Source organism: Leptobacterium flavescens (assembly GCF_010671605.1).
In the GTDB taxonomy this organism is placed as follows: Bacteria; Bacteroidota; Bacteroidia; order Flavobacteriales; family Flavobacteriaceae; genus Leptobacterium; species Leptobacterium flavescens.
On record NZ_JAABOO010000001.1, the window covers coordinates 984837 to 1006109 of the forward strand.

The following is a 21273-nucleotide window of genomic DNA, read 5'->3' on the forward strand; positions in this document are numbered from 1 at the left end:
TCTTCTTTAGTGATGTGCTTCCTCTTCACCTTCCTGCAGAGGAATATGCTGAGGCGCAAAATCCTGACCCGGGATCACATACTCACCATCTTCTCTTGTCTTACTGTAATCGTAAGCCCAACGGTGTACGTGAGGTATTGGTCCGTCCCAGTTTCCGTGGATGTGCTCCATTTCTGCAGTCCACTCAAGAGTGTTGGATTTCCATGGGTTCTTAGGACCTCTTTTTCCGTAGAATATACTAGAGATAAAGTTGTAAACGAAGATCAGCTGAGCTGCACCTGCAATAAGTGCAAATATAGTGATCACAACATTCACATCGTTCAACTCATCGAACATTGGGAATGCAGTGTTCTCATAGTAACGTCTCGGAAGACCGGCCATACCGATAAAGTGCATCGGGAAGAAAACTCCGTAGGCACAGATAGCCGTGATCCAGAAGTGAACATAACCGAGGTTCTTGTTCATCATTCTACCCTGGAACATCTTAGGGAACCAGTGATATACTCCGGCGAATAATCCGTAAAGTGCAGAGATACCCATTACCAGGTGGAAGTGAGCCACTACAAAATACGTATCGTGAACGTTAATATCCAGTGTACTGTCTCCAAGGATAATCCCTGTAAGACCACCGGTGATAAATGTTGATACCAGACCTATGGAGAAAAGCATTGCAGGGTTGAGCTGCAGGTTACCTTTCCACAGGGTGGTGATATAGTTAAACGCTTTTACCGCAGACGGGATAGCGATCAATAGTGTTGTAAATGTAAATACAGATCCAAGGAACGGGTTCATTCCGGAAACGAACATGTGGTGACCCCATACGATCGTAGAAAGGAATGCAATTGCAAGGATAGATGCAACCATCGCTCTGTATCCGAAAATAGGCTTACGTGCATTGGTAGCGATTACCTCGGAGGTAATACCTAATGCAGGTAATAATACGATATATACTTCGGGGTGTCCGAGGAACCAGAACAAGTGCTCAAAAAGTACCGGAGAACCTCCCTGGTAGTGAAGCACCTCTCCCTGGATAAATATATCCGAAAGGAAGAAAGATGTTCCGAAACTTCTGTCCATGATCAACAATAATGCAGCCGATAAAAGAACAGGGAAGGAAACAATACCGATAATAGCAGTAATAAAGAACGCCCAGATCGTAAGAGGTAATCTCGTCATAGACATTCCTTTTGTTCTAAGATTAAGAACGGTAACCACATAGTTTAATGATCCTAAAAGCGAAGAAGCAATAAAGATAGCCATAGATACCAGCCACAGCGTCATTCCAGCTCCTGATCCCGCCTGCGCCTGAGGTAAGGCACTTAAAGGAGGATAGATGGTCCATCCGGCAGATGCAGGTCCTGCTTCAACAAATAGTGAGATCACCATAATAAGACTTGACAGGAAGAACAGCCAGTAAGAAACCATGTTAAGGAATCCTGATGCCATATCTCTTGCTCCGATCTGAAGTGGAATAAGAAGGTTACTGAATGTACCACTTAATCCAGCAGTCAACACGAAGAATACCATAATGGTACCGTGAATGGTTACCAGTGCAAGATAAATATCTGCATCCATAACACCGTCAGGTGCCCATTTACCCAATACAGCTTCAAAGATCGGGAAAGATTTCCCCGGCCATGCCAATTGCATTCTGAATAACAAGGACATTGCAATACCAATGAATCCCATGATCAAACCAGTAATCAGATACTGCTTTGAGATCATTTTATGATCCTGGCTGAAGATATATTTAGTGATAAATGTTTCTTTGTGGTGATGATGTCCGTGATCATCGTGTGCGTGATCATCCATATGTGCTGTTGCTGTTGCTGACATAATCTTTATATAAAATTAAATTCTATTATTCGTTTTCCTGGTCTTATTACTATTCTGCTGCAATTGTTTGCTTAAACGTTTGCTGCTCGCTCATCCATTTGTTGAATTCCTCTTCGGTCTCAACAATGATCTTTATCTGCATATTGTAGTGAGATTTTCCACAGATCTTATTACACAATAAGATATAGTCGAATTCCCAAGGCTCCAGACTTTCTTCACCTTTAGCAATAAGCTCTTTGCTCTTCTCTGCCCTGATCTGGTTTGTCCTTAATACCTTATCGGCAATCTTAGGATCCAGTCTCATTTCCTTAGTGGTAATGGTAGGGGTAAAAGAGAACTGAGTAATCATACCCGGAACACAGTTCATCTGCGCACGGAAATGCGGCATATACGCCGAGTGTAATACGTCCTGAGAACGCATTTTAAAGTTTATTTTTCTTCCTACCGGTAAGTGGATCTCGGTAGTGGTTACCACATCGTCCATTCCGTTAGGGTCGGATGCATCGATACCTACAAGGTTCTTTCCGTCGAAGTCCTGAAGAAAACGCACATTGGCATCTCCCAGTACATTATCGGCTCCTCCGTATCTTGCTTTCCAGTTAAACTGCTGTGCGTATAGTTCCACTACCAGCGGATCGTCCTCATCGTTGATATCCATGATATTCGTCCAGGTGTATAATCCGTAAAGGATAAGTCCTGCAAGAACGACCACAGGAATAATGGTCCAGATAAATTCCAGTTTATCGTTATCAGCATAAAATAATGCCTTCTTTCCTTTTTGTCCTCTGTATTTAAATGCGAAATAGTGCAACAATGCCTGAGTAATCGTTTGAACGATAAAGATCAACACCATGGAAATAAACATCAGCTGATCTACGTCCTTTCCGTGTTCCGAAGCAGGTGTTCCCAATACCACATGTCCCCACTTCCAGAATGAATAGATCGTAAGGAGGTAAATGAAAACCAGGAATCCGAACATCAGATATCCGTTTAGGTTGTTGTCTTTGTCGTTTGCTACCTGAGAGTTATCACTTTTTACCTGAGACAATTCAAAGATCTTCGTCATCTGCCAGATGGCTATGCCTACAAGTATGAGAACTATAAGAGTTAATAAAGCAGTCATTATTTATCCTGTTTACTTTTTATAAATTTTTAATTAATAGTGGAAGTGTTTACTTTCTTCAATAAACGGGTTTCTCTTGGCCAGTAATGGCGCTTTTGTCAGAGCCGTAAATACGATGAATATAAACAGTCCAAGGAAGAATAAAATACCTCCGATCTCTGCGATCCCGATAAACCACTGATCTCCCACCGTAGCAGGCATGATCATATTGAATACATCAACATAGTGTCCTAATAATATCACGATCCCTGCCATTACCACAAACCAGTTTACTCGTTTGTAATCGCTGTTCATAAGGATCAGTAATGGGAACACAAAGTTCATCACTAACATTCCGAAGAAAGGTAATTTATAATCTTCAAATCTTGTTACGAAATAGGTTACTTCCTCAGGTATATCTGCATACCAGATAAGCATGAACTGAGAGAACCACAGATAGGTCCAGAAGATGCTTATTGCAAACATAAACTTAGCCAGGTCATGAATATGACTGTCGTTTACATGTTCCAGGTATCCTTTAGCTTTCAGGTAGATGGTAATCATGGCTATTGCAGTAATTCCGGATACGAACATACTTGCAAACACATACCATCCGAAGAGTGTACTAAACCAGTGTGGGTCTACACTCATGATCCAGTCCCATGACATCATAGATTCTGAAACCAGGAAGAAAACAAGGAATCCTGCAGAGATCCTGAAGTTCTTTTTAAAGTAGCTGTCGTCTGCAGCCGTATCCTGAGCGATAGAGAATTTTCTTGAGAACTGTCTGTATGCAACCCATCCTGCAATATAGATAACCGCTCTGATCAAAAAGAAAGGTACATTCAGGTAAGAGGATTTCCCCTGTATTAATTTATCATGAGCCACTACTTCAGGGTCCATCCACACAAAAAGGTGGTTTAAGTGGAAACCTGATAAAAGAAGGATCACAAAAACAATAGCCGCACCGGGTAAAAGGTAAGCAGTAATACCTTCCATCACCCTGAACAGAACAGGAGACCATCCTGCCTGAGATGCACGTTGTATTGCATAGAATGCCAATACACCGAGAGATATCATCATAAAGAAAAATGCAGCTACATAGAGCGCAGCCCAAGGTTTGTTTTTAAGCTGGCTCAGCAAGTGCTCACCATGCTTATCGGCATCTGTCTCACCGTGTGCACCGGCTTCTTCTCCATGGCTGTCTTTTTGTGCATGTGTTTCCTCTGCGTGCTCATCTCCGTGTGCCGGGGTAGCGTGATCTGCTTCCTCTCCGTGTCCACTTCCATGACCACCATGTGAATCGGCAACCATTGCCTTAGCTTCTTCTACTGTAGAAGGCGCTGTAAAAAAACCGTATCCTAATCCAAGAGCACCAACGATCATTAAAATGAAAGCTGCTGTTCTTAATCTATTTGAAAACGTATACATATCCCTGATTCTATCTCTAATTATTTTAATAAATCTGCTCTAAGTTTTTCAACGTACTCGGTCACCTGCCAGCGCTCTTTTTCATTCAGCTGCGCTGCATAAGATCCCATGGAGTTGATCCCGTAGTAGATCACGTGGTAAATACTACCTTCGGTAAGATCCCTGTCCTTATAAGAAGGAACCCCTAATATCTTTTCACGTTCTGTCAAAATTCCTTTTCCATCACCTTTCGTACCATGACAAACTGCACAATAGATATCGTAAAGCTCTTTTCCTACTGCAAGGTTATCATCCGAAGACAATGAATCCAGCGGGCTGATCAGCTCTGCATAAGCAGCAGCTTTACCCTCGATGCTGTTTTCGTATGCATAAGGTATCCATCCCCTTTTAATGGTATTGGCAGGTGGTACCTGTGCTTCCATCCCATTTGCAAATGCATCTGTCTCCGCATAGGTCTCATAACCTACTGCTTCATACATATTGGGGAAATACTGATAATTAGGCTTTGAACTATTAAAGCAAGAGGTCATTAATAAAGCGGCCCCTAAAATAATTCCTATGTTTATATAGCTCTTCATATCTATCATTAATGCTTTTCTGAAATTTTAACTTCTACTGCGCCTGTTCCTTCAAGAAGTGCAGTTACTTCATCTTCGTTACCGTGTACGGCCACCTCCATAAGGAAATGATCATCTGTAGTACGTACATCAGGGTTTTCTGCTTTTTTGAACGGCCATAGTTTACTTCTCATATAAAAGGTAATTACCATTAAGTGAGCTGCAAAAAATACGGTCATCTCAAACATTACCGGTACAAAGGCCGGCATGTTCTGCAGGTAACTAAAGCTGGGTTTACCACCTATATCCTGAGGCCAATCCTGGATCATGATGAAGTTCATCATAACGATCGCCACGGTAAGCCCTAAACATCCGTACATAAAAGATGTGATAGCTATTCTGGTAGGTGCCAGTCCCATTGCCTTATCCAGTCCGTGAACCGGGAACGGGCAATAAATCTCTTCAATGTGATGATGCTCAGCTTTTACCTTTTTCACTGCATCCATCAGGATGTCATCATCGTTATATAATGCTTGTACAACTTTAGTGCTCATACATTAATCATTTTTAGTTTGGTTGTCACTGTTCCCTCCAGCTTTCTGGTATAGAGGCTTTCCAGCTTCTCTAAGTTTCTTAAATCTGTCTCCTGAAGATTTCAGGATCGTTTTTACTTCCGCCTGTGCAATTACAGGGAATGTTCTCGCATATAACAGGAACAATACGAAGAAGAATCCGATAGTTCCAACAAAGATCCCTATATCAACGAAGGTTGGTGAGAACATCGTCCATGAAGACGGAAGGTAATCTCTGTGAAGTGAGGTAACGATAATTACGAAACGCTCAAACCACATTCCTATGTTCACTACGATAGAGATTATGAAAGAGAACATGATACTTGTTCTAAGTTTTTTGAACCACATGAACTGAGGTGAGAACACGTTACAGGTCATCATCGCCCAGTATGCCCACCAGTAAGGTCCTGTAGCCCTGTTAAGGAAGGCGTATTGTTCGTATTCAACTCCTGAATACCATGCGATCACCAACTCGGTAATATATGCACATCCAACAATAGAACCTGTAATCATGATTACAATATTCATAAGTTCTATATGCTGTACCGTGATATAATCTTCAAGGTGACATACTTTACGCATGATAATAAGCAGGGTGTTTACCATTGCAAATCCTGAGAAGATCGCCCCTGCAACGAAGTATGGAGGGAAGATCGTGGTGTGCCATCCCGGGATAACCGAGGTAGCAAAGTCGAAGGATACGATGGTGTGTACAGAAAGTACAAGAGGTGTTGCCAAACCGGCAAGTACAAGAGAAACCTCTTCAAAACGCTGCCAGTCTTTTGCTCTACCTGTCCATCCGAAACTAAGGATGCTATATATTTTCTTTTGAAATGGCTTAACGGCTCTGTCACGTATCATTGCGAAATCAGGCAGAAGACCTGTCCACCAGAATACAAGGGAAACCGACAGATAGGTAGAGATCGCAAATACGTCCCATAAAAGCGGGGAGTTAAAGTTCACCCATAGCGATCCGAACTGGTTTGGAATCGGAAGTACCCAATATCCTAACCATGGACGACCCATGTGAATGATCGGGAATAAACCTGCCTGTACCACCGAGAAGATGGTCATTGCCTCTGCAGAACGGTTAATCGCCATTCTCCATTTTTGACGGAATAAAAGAAGTACCGCAGAGATCAGTGTTCCTGCGTGACCAATACCAACCCACCAAACGAAGTTAGTAATATCCCAGGCCCAACCTACGGTCTTATTTAATCCCCAGGTACCAATTCCCGTAGAAATTGTATAAATGATACAACCCATCCCCCAGAGAAATGCTACTAAAGCGATAGAAAAAACAATCCACCATTGTTTGTTTGCACGCCCTTCTACAGGTGCTGCAATATCTACCGTTACATCGTGATAAGTCTTATCTCCGGTAACTAAGGGTTTACGTATAGGTGCTTCGTAATGCGACGCCATAATCCTTTATATAATTGTTCTTTATTAGATTTATTTATTAAGCTTCATCTGTATTTCTCACTTTAACATGGTAGAATACATTCGGTCTTGTACCGATGTGCTCCAATAAGTGATACATACGCTTATCTTCTTTTAATTCTGCAATTTTACTGTGTGAATCGTTCACATCTCCAAATACCATTGCTCCACTTGAACAAGCTGCAGAACAAGCTGTCTGGAATTCTCCGTCCTTAACCGTTCTTCCTTCTCGTTTTGCATCAAGAATGGTTTTCTGAGTCATCTGGATACACATAGAACATTTCTCCATAACCCCTCTTGAACGAACGTTTACATCAGGGTTCAGTACCATCTTACCAAGATCGTTGTTCATGTGGTAATCGAACTCATCATTGTTGTTGTACAAGAACCAGTTGAAACGACGAACTTTATAAGGACAGTTGTTAGCACAGTAACGGGTACCTACACAACGGTTATACGCCATGTGGTTCTGTCCCTGACGGCTATGTGATGTAGCAGCTACCGGACATACAGTCTCACAAGGAGCGTGATTACAGTGCTGACACATTACCGGCTGGAAGGCAACCTGAGGGTTCTCTGCAGCAACTTCCATTTCTGCAAATCCACCTAAAGTACCTGAATCTCCAAACAGACCGTGAAGACCTTCTTTCTTCTCATTATCTTCTTCGAATGAATCTTCAGAAGAGTAGTATCTGTCGATACGCAACCAGTGCATATCTCTCGATTTTCTCACTTCTGCCTTACCTACTACAGGAACGTTGTTTTCTGCATGACAAGCAATCACACAGGCACCACATCCCGTACAGGCGTTAAGGTCTATAGAAAGGTTAAAATGATGTCCTATACTTCTGTCAAAAGAATCCCAAAGGTCTACAGAAGTAGCAGGCACTTCATTATGATTTAAAGATACCTCCGGAATGACATTCCACTCGTGAGAATCTTTAGTATTAAATATTTCTAATGTAGTTTCTTTAATGATATCACCTCTACCCATTAAGGTATTGTGAAGCTGAACACATGCAAACTCGTGTTCTCCTGAAGCTTTTGCAAGCGTTACTTCCTGAACGTTATTGAAGCCCTGATACAGAGGGTAAGCATTCTTACCGGTCATCATTTCAGACTTCATTCCGGTTGTTTTTCCATAACCGAAAGCAACACCAACAGATCCTACGGCCTGACCAGGCTGAATGATAACTGGAAGGGTAACAGTAACCCCGTTTACAGTTACATCGGCATAGCTTCCGTTAAGACCTCCGTTAGCAACATTTCTGTTGGTAAGCTCAAGTCTGTCAGCATCTGCTCTGGAAACGGTTACGTAGTTATCCCAGGAAACCCTTGTAATAGGATCCGGGAATTCCTGCAGCCAAGGGTTATTCCCCTGCTGACCGTCTCCCATACCTGTTTTAGAGTACAGGCTTAATTCCATTCCACTGGCAGTTGCGTTTGCAAGGCTTCTTAAAGCACTTGCTACTGCAAAGGCAGGCTGTACTTCTTCATCTGCTGTTACAGCAGCTACCGGTGCAACCTCATCTACTTCAGGAGCCGTAGCAACAAATACACCATCGTGCAATGCTTTGTTCCATTCGTTAGTTCCTAAAATAGAAGCTGTCCAGTTTTCTTTTATATAATCGTAATACGTTTTATCGTTTTCTGTCCATTTCAATAAAGCATCCTGAAACTGACGCGTATCGAATAACGGACGGATAGTTGGCTGCATAAGGCTCATATGTCCTTTCTTTAATTCTGCATCACCCCATGATTCCAGGTAGTGAGGCGCAGCAGCCACGTAGTTAGTCAATGTTGATGTCTCATCTTCCTTCATAGAGAAAGCTACAGACAGTTCAACACCCTTAAGACCTTCTACAAATTCAGAAGCATTAGGAAGGGTATATGCAGGGTTAACTCCGGCTGTAATCAGAGCTCCTACTCTTCCGCTGTTCATTTCATTTACAAGGGCAGCTACTTTCTTAGCATTACCCTGACGAAGCATTTTAGGTGCATCCGTATCGAAAGCAGCACTTCCAAGGTTCTTGTTCATTGTCAGCACAAGACCTTGCGCTCCGGCATCCTGAATTCCTGTAACAATAACTCCTTTACTTCCCGCTTTCTTTAATTGTCTTGCTGCAGACTGAACTGCTTCATCAATATGAGAAGGAAGCGTTCCTCCAACAGAAACCCCGTTCACATAACCGTAAAGTTTAGCAAGCGCTACTTTTTGCTGTGAAGGAGTTACAGGTACACGCTTATCAGCATTAGCACCTGACAAACTCATATTGGATTCGAACTGGATGTGTCTTGACATTTTTCCGTGAGAAGGAATACGTCCTTTAGCATATCCGCTGTCATATCCACCTCCCTGCCAGTCGCCAAGGATATCAGCGCCTACAGATACGATCACTTCAGCTTTAGAGAAGTCGTAATCTGCAAATGCACGGGTTCCGTACTGTACTTCAAAAGCATCAAGAGCTGCATCTTCAGAAATAGCATCATATTGAATATGCTCTACATTTCCGAATTTCTCAGCAAACTCTGCTACCAATTTTGAAGTAGACGGGCTGGCAAATGTCTGTGTTAACAGAACGATCTTCTTGGTAGAACCTCTTAGCTCGTTAAGTTTTGCAACCACGGCGCTATCAAGCTCATCCCAGGAAATATATTCTCCGTCTTTTTTAGGCCCCTGAACTCTCAGGCTGTCATATAAAGACAAAACAGATGCCTGAACACGGGCATTTGAACTCCCGAGCACTGATGCATCTGTATTATTTTCAATTTTAATTGGTCGACCTTCTCTGGTTTTTACAAGAATACTTGCAAAATCGTATCCATCGGCGATGGTTGTTGCGTAATAATCTGCAACTCCGGGACGGATCTGTTCCGGCTGAACCACATAAGGGATCGATTTAATTACCGGCCCTTCACAGGCAGCCAAAGAAGCTGCAGCCGTACTAAAACCAACATATTTTAGAAAGTCTCTTCGTGAAGTTGATGAAGATTCCAAATTCTCCTTATCTCCCAAAAACTCATCTACCGGGATCTCTTCAACAAATTCATTCTGCTTTAGCGTCTCAACAATGGAATTGTTCGGATCTAACTCCTCTACACTTTTCCAGTATTTTTTGTTTGATGCCATGTTATATATATAAAATTAGCGCTTTAATTTTTTTAATAGTGACACTTACCACATTCTAATCCACCCATCTGAGCAGCAGTAAGCTTATCTACACCATATTTCTTAGATAATTCTTCGTGAATTTTCTCATAGTACTCGTTTCCTTCCACCTTTACATTGGTTTCTCTATGACAATTCACACACCATCCCATTGTTAAAGGAGAGAACTGATACATAACCTCCATCTCCTCTACAGGACCGTGACATTTCTGACACTCAATACCTGCAACGGTTACGTGCTGTGAGTGGTTGAAGTATGCAAAATCAGGAAGATTGTGAATACGAACCCATTTTACCGGAGAAGATTCTCCTGTATATTGCTGATTAGCATCATCCCAACCTACAGCCTCATATAATTTCTGAATTTCTTTTGTATAGAAGTCTTTTGTGTATCCGTTTGCCAGATCTTCTTCTCCTGTGTATTCCGGAATGCTCTTGTGACAGTTCATACATACATTAAGAGAAGGTATTCCTGAAGTCTTGGAAACTCTTGCAGAAGAGTGACAGTACTTACAGTCGATCTCATTATCTCCGGCATGGATCTTATGCGAGAAGTGAATAGGCTGTACAGGCTTGTATCCCTGATCTACACCTACCTGCATCAGGTAACCGTAAGCAAAATACGCACCCGAAAGCATCAGGAAGATAACAGACACCAAAACAAGGAACTGATTCTGAACGAAAGCCTTCCAGATCGGTAAACGCTTTTCGCCTTCTTCAGTAACCAATTCAACTCCGTTAGCTTCTGCGATCCTTCTAAGTGTTTTGTTCACTAAAAGCAGCATCACTACCAGGATTCCAAAAACCAGCACAAGAGCTGTTAGGATGATCTCGTTAGAGATACCAGAACCCTGAGTTCCTCCTCCAGTTGCCCCAGTAACTTCTTCCCCTGGTGGTGGTGACGGTGGCGGTGCATCCGTATAAGCTAAAATATTATCGATATCCTCATCACTTAACTGAGGAAATGAATTCATCACAGAGGGCTGCCATTCTTCCCATAGGGCAACGGCATCTGCATCTCCGGACTTAATTAAGCCCTGACTGTTTCTGATCCACTTGTACAACCACTCTCTCTCGTATTTTCCTCCAACACCTGCCAATGCCGGTCCCGTTCTCTTTTGATTGAGTTTGTGACAGGCAGCACAGTTAGCGTTAAACAGAGATTTCCCTTTAGCCGGATCAGCAGCTGCTTCCGTTGTTGCAGCCTCAGCCGGAGCTTCAGTTTCTTGAGCAAAAAGAGAGGTTGAAAATGTTAGCAGGACTGCTAAACTTATACCTAGAATTCTTGAAGTTGAATTGCGGTGTTTCACCTTTTTCATATTAAAATATGTATTATCTACCTAATTTGGCACGGTATTTTCAGCGCAATTGATAGCACATATATACCCGTTCCCGTAAATTCGACAGCAAAAATACGACATAGACTCGATTTGCGAAATGTTACAGAAGCGTTAATTTGCAATTTATAACAATTCTAAATAACTTTTTTCGTTTACTAATCAAACTATTAAATTACTTTTGCAATAAATAGTATTCATTATGAGATTTTTAGCAGCAGGAAAGCTTTTAGCACTTTGTATTTTAACAGGTTTTTTCAGTATGAATCTGAAGGCTCAGGACAGCCTGAATATTCAATTAAATCAGGAGAAAAAGGAAGGAGTCATCACCATCGATCAGGATCAGAGGATCGAACGCTTACTCGCCGCCAAAAAAAGAATAAAAAAGGCCTATTTCACCATCCAGATCTACAGCGGAACAGGGCGTACAGGTTTAGAAGGAGCCAAAGAGGCAGAATCCAGCTTTAAGACCCAGTTTTACGGATGGCCCTGTGATATTTCATTTGAAACCCCGAACTACAAGGTTAGAGTTGGGAAATTCAGGACCAGGCTGGAAGCGGATAAATACCTGATGGAAATCAAGAAAAAGTATCCAAGTGCATTTATCCTGATCCCATAGACCGGAAACAAAAAATTCACCTTATAAAACAAAAAGAGCAGCTCGAAGGCTGCTCTTTTTTATTGTAATATAATCTTTCTTATTTCAGTTTCTTCTTAACTGCAACTTCCTGGAAGGCCTCGATAATATCCCCTTCCTTGATATCGTTGTAGTTCTTCACCTGCATACCGCAGTCGTAACCTTTGGAAACTTCCTTAACATCATCTTTAAAACGCTTAAGGGAGGCCAGTTCTCCGGTAAAGATCACCACCCCGTCACGGATAAGTCTGATGCTTGAGTTTCTGAAGATCTTACCATCGGTAACCATACATCCTGCAATCGTACCGATCTTGGAGATCTTAAAGGTTTCTCTGATCTCAGCAGTACCGGTGATCTCTTCCTTCAATTCCGGTGACAACATACCTTCCATCGCATCCTTCAGATCGTTGATCGCATCATAGATGATCGAGTAGTTCCTGATATCTATTTCCTCACGCTCCGCTACCTGACGGGCATTCCCCATCGGGCGAACATTAAATCCGATAATGATCGCATCGGAAGCAGAAGCCAATAACACATCGGATTCTGTAATAGGTCCGACTGCTTTATGGATAATATTGATCTGGATCTCGTCGGTAGAAAGTTTCTGGAAGGAATCTGTCAATGCTTCCACAGATCCATCCACATCACCTTTAAGGATAATATTCAATTCTTTGAAATCTCCAAGTGCTATACGTCTTCCGATCTCATCCAGAGTAATATGTCTTTGTGTACGTACGGATTGCTCACGTTGCAGCTGCGTTCTCTTGGAAGCAATTTGTTTTGCCTCTTTTTCATCTTCGAACACATGGAATTTATCTCCTGCTTGCGGAGCTCCGTCCAGACCTAAGATCGAGATAGGTGTAGAAGGTCCTGCATGTTCAATAGCATTTCCTCTTTCGTCATGCATTGCTTTTACCTTTCCGGAGTTCTTACCGGCAAGTACATAATCTCCAATCTTAAGGGTTCCTGCCTGCACAAGGATCGTAGATACATATCCGCGTCCCTTATCAAGGAATGCTTCTACCACTGTACCCTGAGCATGCTTATCAGGATTTGCCTGAAGCTCCAGTATCTCTGCCTCCAGTAATACTTTTTCGAGAAGTTCTTTTACACCGACTCCGGTCTTAGCGGAAATGTCATGCGACTGGATCTTTCCTCCCCAGTCTTCCACAAGAAGGTTCATTCCGGCAAGAGCTTCTTTAATCTTATCAGGATTAGCCGTTGGCTTATCCACTTTATTTATCGCAAAAACAATAGGAACACCAGCAGCTTGTGCGTGACTTATAGCTTCCTTTGTTTGCGGCATCACATCATCATCGGCAGCAATTACAATAATTGCCATATCGGTAACCTGAGCACCTCTTGCACGCATGGCCGTAAAGGCTTCGTGACCCGGAGTATCCAGGAATGTTATTTTCTGACCATTTTCAAGAGTAACTCCATATGCTCCGATATGCTGTGTAATTCCACCGCTTTCTCCGGCAATTACATTTTCTTTACGGATATAATCGAGCAGGGAAGTTTTTCCGTGGTCTACGTGCCCCATTACTGTAACGATAGGTGCTCTTGGTTGCAGATCTTCCGGCTTATCTTCCTCCTCCTGAATAGCTTCTTCAATATCGGCGGTTACAAACTCTACCTCATAACCAAATTCATCAGCAACAATAGAAAGGGTTTCGGCATCAAGACGCTGGTTCATGGTAACCATGATACCAAGCGACATACAGGCCGATATAATACCCGTTGTCGGCATATTCATCATCGTGGCCACTTCGGCAACGGTAACGAATTCGGTTACCTTCAACACCTTGCTTTCCAGCTCCTGTTGAGCCAGTTCTTCTTCTGTCTTCTGCCTGTGCTGATCTCTTTTATCTCTTCTGTATTTTGCCCCTTTACCTTTTGAGGATTTCCCCTGAAGTTTTTCAAGGGTTTCCCTTACCTGCTTTTGAACTTCTTCTTCTGTAGGCTCTACTTTTGCTACGGCAGGTCTTCTGGTGTTACCACCTCTTTTATTTCGGTCAAATCTTCCCTGACCTTGTCCACCTCCCGGTTTACCTTGTCCGCCTTCATTACTTATCCTTCTTCTTCTCTTTCTCTTATCAGCAGCACCTGTAGATGAAGCATCGGCTTTTTTGGTATCTTTTTTATCCTTGGGCTCTTCTTTTTTCTTTTTAGGCTTCTGGAACTTGGCGAGATCTATTTTCTCTCCGGTCATCTTCGGTCCGCTGAGCTTCTTATACTGAGTGGTCAGTTTTTCCGACTCAACGCTCTCATCATCGACGATAACAGATTCTTTTTTGATCTCTTTTTTGGCAACAGGCTCTTTTTTAACTTCCTTTTTGACCTCTTTTTTCGGCTCGGCAACCTTTGCCTTTACCTCTTTTTTAGGAGCGGGCTTCTCTTCCTTCACCTCTTCAGCCTTCTTTTCAGGAACCACTTCTGTCGTCTCTTCAACCTTAGCAACTTCAGGTTGTTTTTCCTCTTCAACGACTTCCGGCTTCTCTTCTTCTTCGGCTTTCTCTTCTTTATTCAGGTCAATTTTACCAACCGTTTTAGGGCCGGACAGTGTAGCCTTTGCTTTGATGACTTCCTTGCGTTCCTGAGCAATCCTCTTTTGTTCAAGTTCTTTTTCAAGTTCTTGCCTGATAGCCTCTTTTTCCTTTCTTTTCTCCTCCCCTACTTCTTTTGAAGCTACTTTTTTACTCTTGTCCGTCTGGAACTCATCCAAGAGAACATTATACACCTCATTAGTGATCTTGGTCGTGGGTCTTGCATCTATCTCAAATCCTTTAGATGCAAGGTGCTCCACAGCCCTATCTAATGAAATGTTTAATTCCCTTAGCACTTTGTTAAGCCTCATTGTTGCGTTTTCAGCCATAATTACCTATTAAACCTCAAAAATTTTATCTAATTAGTCTTCAAATTCTTCTTTTAGAATCTTGATGACTTCTACAATTGTTTCTTCTTCTAAATCCGTTCTCTTCACCAAATACTTAACATCCTGATCCAGCACACTTCTGGCAGTATCCAGACCGATCTTCTTGAATTCCTCAATGATCCATCCTTCAATTTCATCAGAGAATTCGGTAAGCTCAACATCTTCTTCCACTCCTTCTCTGAATACATCAATTTCGTAACCGGTTAGTTGCCCGGCCAGCCTGATGTTAAATCCGCCTTTTCCGATAGCCTTGGAAACCTCTTCAGGTTTCAGGATCACTTCAGCTCTTTTCTTCTCATCATCTAAAGAGATAGATGTTACTTTTGCCGGACTCAAAGCCCTGCTGATAAAGAGTTGAAGGTTATTTGTATAGTTGATCACATCTATATTCTCATTTCCAAGCTCACGTACGATCCCGTGTATCCTGGATCCTTTCATTCCCACACAAGCTCCTACAGGGTCGATTCTGTCGTCATAAGAATCTACAGCTACCTTAGCCTTTTCTCCAGGGATCCTCACTACTTTCTTAACCGATATCAGACCGTCAAAAACTTCCGGGATCTCCTGTTCGAATAATTTCTCCAGGAAGTCGGGAGCTGTTCTCGACATAATAATGATCGGCTTGTTTCCTTTAAGCTCTACGCTCTCAAGAATACCCCTTACATTTTCTCCTTTTCTGAAGAAATCTGAAGGGATCTGTTTTTCTTTCGGCAATATGATCTCATTTCCTTCATCATCGAGCAAGATAACCGCTTTATGGCGAATATGATGAACCTCTGCCGTATAAATCTCTCCTATAAGGTCTTTAAACTTCTTATATATGGTTGTATTGTCATGCTCGTGAATCTTAGAGATCAGGTTCTGACGTAATGCCAGAATAGCTCTTCTTCCCAGATCGATCAGTTTCACTTCTTCAGACACATCCTCTCCAACTTCAAAATCGGGCTCGATCTTGCGCGCTTCGGTAAGAGATATCTCCTGATTAGGATCCTCTACCTCATCATCTTCAACTACGATCCTGTTTCTCCATATCTCAAGGTCACCCTTGTCCGGATTGATAATGATATCAAAATTATCATCAGAACCATACTTCTTCTTTAGTGCATTTCTAAATACATCTTCCAAAATCGCCATCAGCGTAACACGATCAATGAGTTTATCATCTTTAAACTCTGAGAAAGAATCGATCAATGCAAGATTTTCCATGTCAAATTTTAAATTAAAATATTACCTTCACTCTAGCTTCTACTATATCAGAAAAAGGAATCTCCTTTTCCTTTACTACTGTTATTTTTCCTTTACCAACAGGCTTGGGCTCACGGGCTTTCCACTCCAGTTTCACTCCTTCTTCAGCAACATTTACCAAGGTCCCTTCAAATTTTTCATTTTCCAGGGTCTTTACTTCAAGCTTTCTGCCAACATTCTTGGCATACTGCCTGTTGTGCTTTATGGGCTCTGTTGCTCCGGGCGACATCACTTCGAGGGAAAAATCCTCTTCTTCTCTATCTAAATTGTGTTCTATATGTCGGCTCACCTTAATACAATCGTCTAAAGTAACACCATTATCCCCATCCATTATTACCCTGATCTTATTATCAGAAGAAATCGTAAAATCAATTAAAAAAAGTGATTTATACTCATCAAAAGCCTCATCTAAAAGGGTCTGAACTTTATCTTTAAACGCCATTTTAAGTATGAAAAGAGGGGACTCCCTGTCCCCTCCGAATAAATTAAACATCTTTCAACGCTGCAAATATACAATTATTTAATCAAACAGGAAAGTATATTCTATTGATCAAATTCTTATTAAACAAAAAACCATTTCTTTGAGAAACAGCATTTAAGTTTTCTTTGCGCTTAATAGTTATTTTTTAATCTCTGCTTTTGCCAGCAGGCAGGTTGGGATGAGGGCTCCCCTCACCTTAATCCTCTCCCCAGAGGAGAGGAAATAAATATATCTGAACAAGCTTCCTTAATCTAAAGGAGGTTATTTACAAGAAACTACTGGCTTCTGCCCCAAATACTATTGGCTTTTCTTATCCGGACAGGCTTCTCGCCCTTACCTGATTCCAGAAAACAAAAATTCCCGACAAAAAAGTCAGGAATCTTAATTTACTCTTTGTTGACCTACAAGGACTCCCTTCGGCTCCGCTCAGGACAGGCTTCTCGTCCTACCTGATTGCAGAAAACAAAAATTCCCGACAAAAAAGTCAGGAATCTTAATTTACTCTTTGTTGGCCTACAAGGACTCCCTTCGGCTTCGCTCAGGACAGGCTTCTCGTCCTTACCTGATCCCCGAAAACAAAAATTCCCGACAAAACTGTCAGGAATCTTATTTACTTTCTGTTGGCCTACAAGGACTCCCTTCGGCTTCGCTCAGGACAGGCTTCTCGTCCTTACCTGATCCCCGAAAACAAAAATTCCCGACAAAACTGTCAGGAATCTTATTTACTTTCTGTTGGCCTACAAGGACTCCCTTCGGCTTCGCTCAGGACAGGCTTCTCGTCCTTACCTGATCCCCGAAAACAAAAATTCCCGACAAAACTGTCAGGAATCTTATTTACTTTCTGTTGGCCTACAAGGACTCGAACCTTGAACGACTGAACCAAAATCAGCTGTGTTACCAATTACACCATAGGCCAGGACCATTTTGCGCTATGCCTTTTCGGCAAATGCGAGTGCAAATTTAAGACAAACTTTTATTTGCGCAAATATTTTTTGTTTTTATTTCACCCCAAAACAGTGCGCTTTTAAATTTCAATTTCAATTATTTTGATTCACAGCTATTTAATTTCCGATGACAATCTCCGGAGTGTGAAAATTAATCAGGTGAAGCTCATTCAGATAGCTTTAAACCCCTGTACTTTGTTAAGCTTTCTTGAAAAAAATAATTTCCTTGTATTTTTATTACTAAATTCGCCCAAACATCAGAAAACAATTCAATGTTAGCAGATCAATTTAAGAAATGGAATACCATCACCGGATGGGTAGCTTTTTTTATAGCACTATTGACGTATAGCCTGACGGTTGAACCCACTGCGAGTTTCTGGGATGCAGGAGAGTATATTTCCACCTCAGCAAAACTTCAGGTAGGTCACCCTCCGGGAGCTCCTTTCTTTCAAATGCTTGGTGCCTTTTTTGCGATGTTCGCGCCCGAAGCCGAACTGGTTGCCCGAATGGTAAACTATATGTCGGTATTTTCCAGTGCCTTTACTGTGCTTTTTGTTTTCTGGACCATTACCAATCTCGTTAGGAAATTGATCGGCGGGAGTGAAGAATTCACAAATAACAATGCTATAGCTGTTCTTGGAAGCGGAATGGTAGGTGCGCTGGCACTTACTTTTTCAGACAGTTTCTGGTTTAATGCGGTAGAGACAGAGGTATATGCTATGTCTAGCCTTATCATGTCCCTGCAATTATGGCTCGGGCTACGCTGGATAGATGAAATAGATACGCCCAGAGGGAATCGCTGGCTGGTTCTGATAGCCTTTGTAATTGGACTTACCTTCGGAATCCAGTTTATGGGCTTCCTGGCAATCCCTTCTATCGGACTACTCTATTACTTTAAAAAATACAAGACCGTAACGGTCAAGAATTTTCTCCTGGCAAATATTGCCGTAGTGGCTCTTTTGATGTTTGTTTACAAGTTTTCACTTACCTATGTATTGAAAATATTCAGCTGGGGAGAACTGTTCTTTGTAAACTCGGTCGGACTTCCGTTTAATTCAGGAACCATTATAATCCTTCTTCTTTTTATTGGTCTTTTCTATTACGGATTGAGATATACGCGAAAGAAGAATTTGAATATGGCCAATACGGTTGTATTATGCCTTCTCTTTATGTTTATAGGATTTTCTTCCTGGTTGATGCTACCGATACGTGCAAATGCCAATGTGGTGATCAATGAGAACGATCCGGCAGATGCAAGAGCACTGCTCGCTTATTACAACAGGGAACAATATCCCGGGGTAGACAGTCCTGTTTACGGGAGTATGTATTCTGAAATGTTTGCAGGTCAGGATGAGGACGATCCTTATAAAGATGATAAACCCAAATATGAGCGGGATGAAAAAACCGGCAAATACTTTATCGTTAACAAATACAAAGACGCTTTACCGCAATTCGATAAAAAACACACCGGCCTTATGCCGAGAATGTGGAGTTCGGAACATGCCGAGAACTATATGGCTTTTGTAAAGCCTCTCGATTTCAGGATAAAATCGGACTATCTGCAAAACAATGATCTTCGTGCAGCAGTGAATGAGTTTAAAGCTGATTTTGATTCCGGAAAGAGAGATACCGAAGATTACGTATCCTTCCTGAGACAGTTCGGAGAATATATCGAGGTACAACCGCCATCACTAATGGATAATCTTAAATTCCTGTTTGAATACCAATTCGGTTATATGTACTGGCGATATTTTATGTGGAATTTTGTCGGGAAACAGGATGATATTCAGGGAAAATATGACAACCACGGAAACTGGTTGAGCGGGATAGGTTTTATAGACAGTATGAGGCTGGGACCTCAAAAGAACCTTCCGTCGGATGTAAAGAATAATAAAGGAAGGAACACCTATTACTTCCTGCCTCTTATTCTGGGGCTTATAGGCCTTATTTTCCAATTTAAGAAAGACAGGAAACAATTCTGGGTATTGTTGGTGTTTTTTCTGTTTACAGGACTTGCCATTCAGTTCTACACCAATGTACGACCTTTCGAACCGAGAGAACGGGATTACTCTCTGGTTGGTTCCTTCTACGTCTTCACTCTGTGGATAGGTATAGGGGTTTATGCGCTCTTTGATGAATTTAAAAAGCTATTAAAACCAAAGATCCTGGCACCTGCGGTAAGTGCTATCTGTCTGCTGGCCGTTCCAACAGTAATGGCATATCAGAACTGGGATGATCATGACCGTTCCAATAAATACACGGCTCAATCATTAGCCAAATCCTATCTGGATTCGGTTCAGGAAGATGCAGATGCCATTATTTTCTCTATCGGAGACAACGATACTTTTGCATTGTGGTATGCACAGGAAATAGAGGGCTACCGGACCGATGTAAGAACAATAAACACCAGTCTTTTTGCTACGGACTGGTATATAGATCAGATGAAAAGGCAGGCTTACAGCAGTTCGCCGATCCCTTCGCAGTTAACTCATGACAAATACGCCTGGGGAATCCGGGATGCCATTAAGTTTGAACCTCTGGTTGAAAGCACGTGGAACATTAAAGATTTTATGAACTGGGTGGGTAGTGATGATCCGAAAACCAAATACGCTCATATCGTTAGGCAATTCGGAGGTGATCCTAACAGTCTGCCGGAAGGAGATCAGGAAATGGTATACTTCCCAACCAATAAAGTACGTATTCCGGTTAACAAGGAAAATGTATTAAAAAGCGGACTGGTAAAAGAAAAAGACAGCGCACTCATTGTAGATTATATTGATGTGGAGCTTCCAAGAAGTTATATTACCAAGAACAGATTACTGATGCTCGACATTATTGCCAACAACGACTGGAAACGTCCAATTTATTTTACGGGAGGAAGTTTTGACAAGGCTGAGTATATCTGGATGAAGGATTACCTTCAATTGGATGGCCTGGTATATAAACTGGTACCGATAAAAACACCGATAGAGCGTGGCAATCCTTTTGAAATGGGAAGAATAGACGCCGATCTGATGTATGATGTCGTTATGAAATGGAAATGGGGTAATTCGGGAGATCCGAATATATATCACGATCCGGAGACCCGTAAAAACAGTATTTCCTACAGGAGCAATATGGCCCGACTGGTGGAAGAACTGATCAAGGAAGGAAAGAACAAGAAAGCCGAAGATATCCTGGACCTGGCCATGGAGAAAATGCCGGTAGATAATTTTGGATATTACGTATTCCTGGAGCCTTACGTTGAAGGGTATTACAAGGTAGGCCAAAAGGAAAAAGCCAGAGAGATCTATAAGGATGTTGCTGAGAAGTATCAGGAAAGCCTGAACTACTACAGTCAGTTAGATCTTGACAAACAATACGATCACGTTTCCGATATTATAACCGATGTTGAAAGATACAGAGGTCTACTGGATATTGTGATTGCCAATGATGACGAGACCTTTGGAAGGGATCAGGTAGAGAAATTCAATACCTATCTTAAACAATTCAGTCATTTTTACGACGAATAAGACTCTTTAAAGCAACATATTAGAGGCGTTAAGTTTTTCTTAAAGTGAAACTTAACGCCTTTTTAT

The 21273-nt window shown here is 41.8% G+C and carries 12 protein-coding genes, 1 tRNA gene and 1 pseudogene; 2 read left to right on the forward strand and 12 right to left on the reverse strand.

The genetic code is table 11. The features are described 5' to 3' along the window. Window positions 1-6: 6 nt before the first annotated feature. The 8 genes and pseudogenes from GWK08_RS04440 to GWK08_RS04475 all read right to left on the reverse strand — a co-directional run bounded on the left by GWK08_RS04440 (window position 7) and on the right by GWK08_RS04475 (window position 11429). Window positions 7-1836, reverse strand: a complete 1830-nt coding sequence (locus tag GWK08_RS04440; protein WP_163605691.1) for a cytochrome c oxidase subunit I — start codon at window positions 1834-1836, stop codon at window positions 7-9. 49 nt (window positions 1837-1885) lie between these two features. After that, window positions 1886-2959: a cytochrome c oxidase subunit II gene (locus GWK08_RS04445; protein WP_163605692.1), complete on the reverse strand. Its 1074-nt coding sequence runs from the start codon at window positions 2957-2959 to the stop codon at window positions 1886-1888. Window positions 2960-2992: 33 nt separating this feature from the next. Continuing rightward, a complete protein-coding gene (locus GWK08_RS04450) occupies window positions 2993-4369 on the reverse strand; it encodes a quinol:cytochrome C oxidoreductase (protein ID WP_163605693.1) in 1377 nt (458 codons plus the stop codon). Between the two features lie 20 nt (window positions 4370-4389). Further along, window positions 4390-4947: a c-type cytochrome gene (locus GWK08_RS04455; protein WP_163605694.1), complete on the reverse strand. Its 558-nt coding sequence runs from the start codon at window positions 4945-4947 to the stop codon at window positions 4390-4392. Window positions 4948-4955: 8 nt separating this feature from the next. After that, window positions 4956-5480: a DUF3341 domain-containing protein gene (locus tag GWK08_RS04460; protein ID WP_163605695.1), complete on the reverse strand. Its 525-nt coding sequence runs from the start codon at window positions 5478-5480 to the stop codon at window positions 4956-4958. 45 nt (window positions 5481-5525) lie between these two features. Then, window positions 5526-6923: pseudogene (gene nrfD / locus GWK08_RS04465) on the reverse strand (NrfD/PsrC family molybdoenzyme membrane anchor subunit); the annotation flags it as partial. Between the two features lie 37 nt (window positions 6924-6960). Continuing rightward, on the reverse strand, window positions 6961-10071 hold the full coding sequence (locus tag GWK08_RS04470; RefSeq protein WP_163605697.1) for a TAT-variant-translocated molybdopterin oxidoreductase: 3111 nt from the start codon (window positions 10069-10071) through the stop codon (window positions 6961-6963). A 32-nt stretch (window positions 10072-10103) separates the two neighbouring features. Then, a complete protein-coding gene (locus GWK08_RS04475; protein WP_163605698.1) occupies window positions 10104-11429 on the reverse strand; it encodes a c-type cytochrome in 1326 nt (441 codons plus the stop codon). 220 nt (window positions 11430-11649) lie between these two features. Here GWK08_RS04475 and GWK08_RS04480 point away from each other — a divergent pair, with 220 nt between their 5' ends. Continuing rightward, window positions 11650-12066 (forward strand): SPOR domain-containing protein, encoded by a 417-nt coding sequence (locus GWK08_RS04480; protein ID WP_163605699.1) that lies wholly within the window; start codon window positions 11650-11652, stop codon window positions 12064-12066. A gap of 79 nt (window positions 12067-12145) precedes the next feature. On the opposite strand, the gene infB is transcribed toward GWK08_RS04480, so the two are convergent. From infB to GWK08_RS04500, 4 genes are all read right to left on the reverse strand, one after another. After that, window positions 12146-14965 carry a translation initiation factor IF-2 gene (gene infB, locus GWK08_RS04485; RefSeq protein ID WP_163605700.1) on the reverse strand — a complete coding sequence of 940 codons (2820 nt, stop codon included), beginning with the start codon at window positions 14963-14965 and terminating at the stop codon, window positions 12146-12148. Window positions 14966-14998: 33 nt separating this feature from the next. Continuing rightward, the gene (nusA, locus tag GWK08_RS04490) at window positions 14999-16231 is read right to left on the reverse strand and encodes a transcription termination factor NusA (protein ID WP_163605701.1); all 1233 of its coding nucleotides are present in this window, start codon (window positions 16229-16231) and stop codon (window positions 14999-15001) included. A 13-nt stretch (window positions 16232-16244) separates the two neighbouring features. Further along, entirely contained in the window at window positions 16245-16712 is a 468-nt protein-coding gene (gene rimP / locus GWK08_RS04495; protein ID WP_163606299.1) for a ribosome assembly cofactor RimP, read from the reverse strand. Between the two features lie 883 nt (window positions 16713-17595). After that, a tRNA-Gln gene (locus GWK08_RS04500) sits at window positions 17596-17667 on the reverse strand. A 300-nt stretch (window positions 17668-17967) separates the two neighbouring features. Between GWK08_RS04500 and GWK08_RS04505 the strand changes: the two genes are divergently transcribed. Continuing rightward, complete coding sequence (locus GWK08_RS04505) at window positions 17968-21207, forward strand: glycosyltransferase family 117 protein (protein WP_163605702.1); 3240 nt, start codon at window positions 17968-17970, stop codon at window positions 21205-21207. Window positions 21208-21273: the final 66 nt, after the last annotated feature.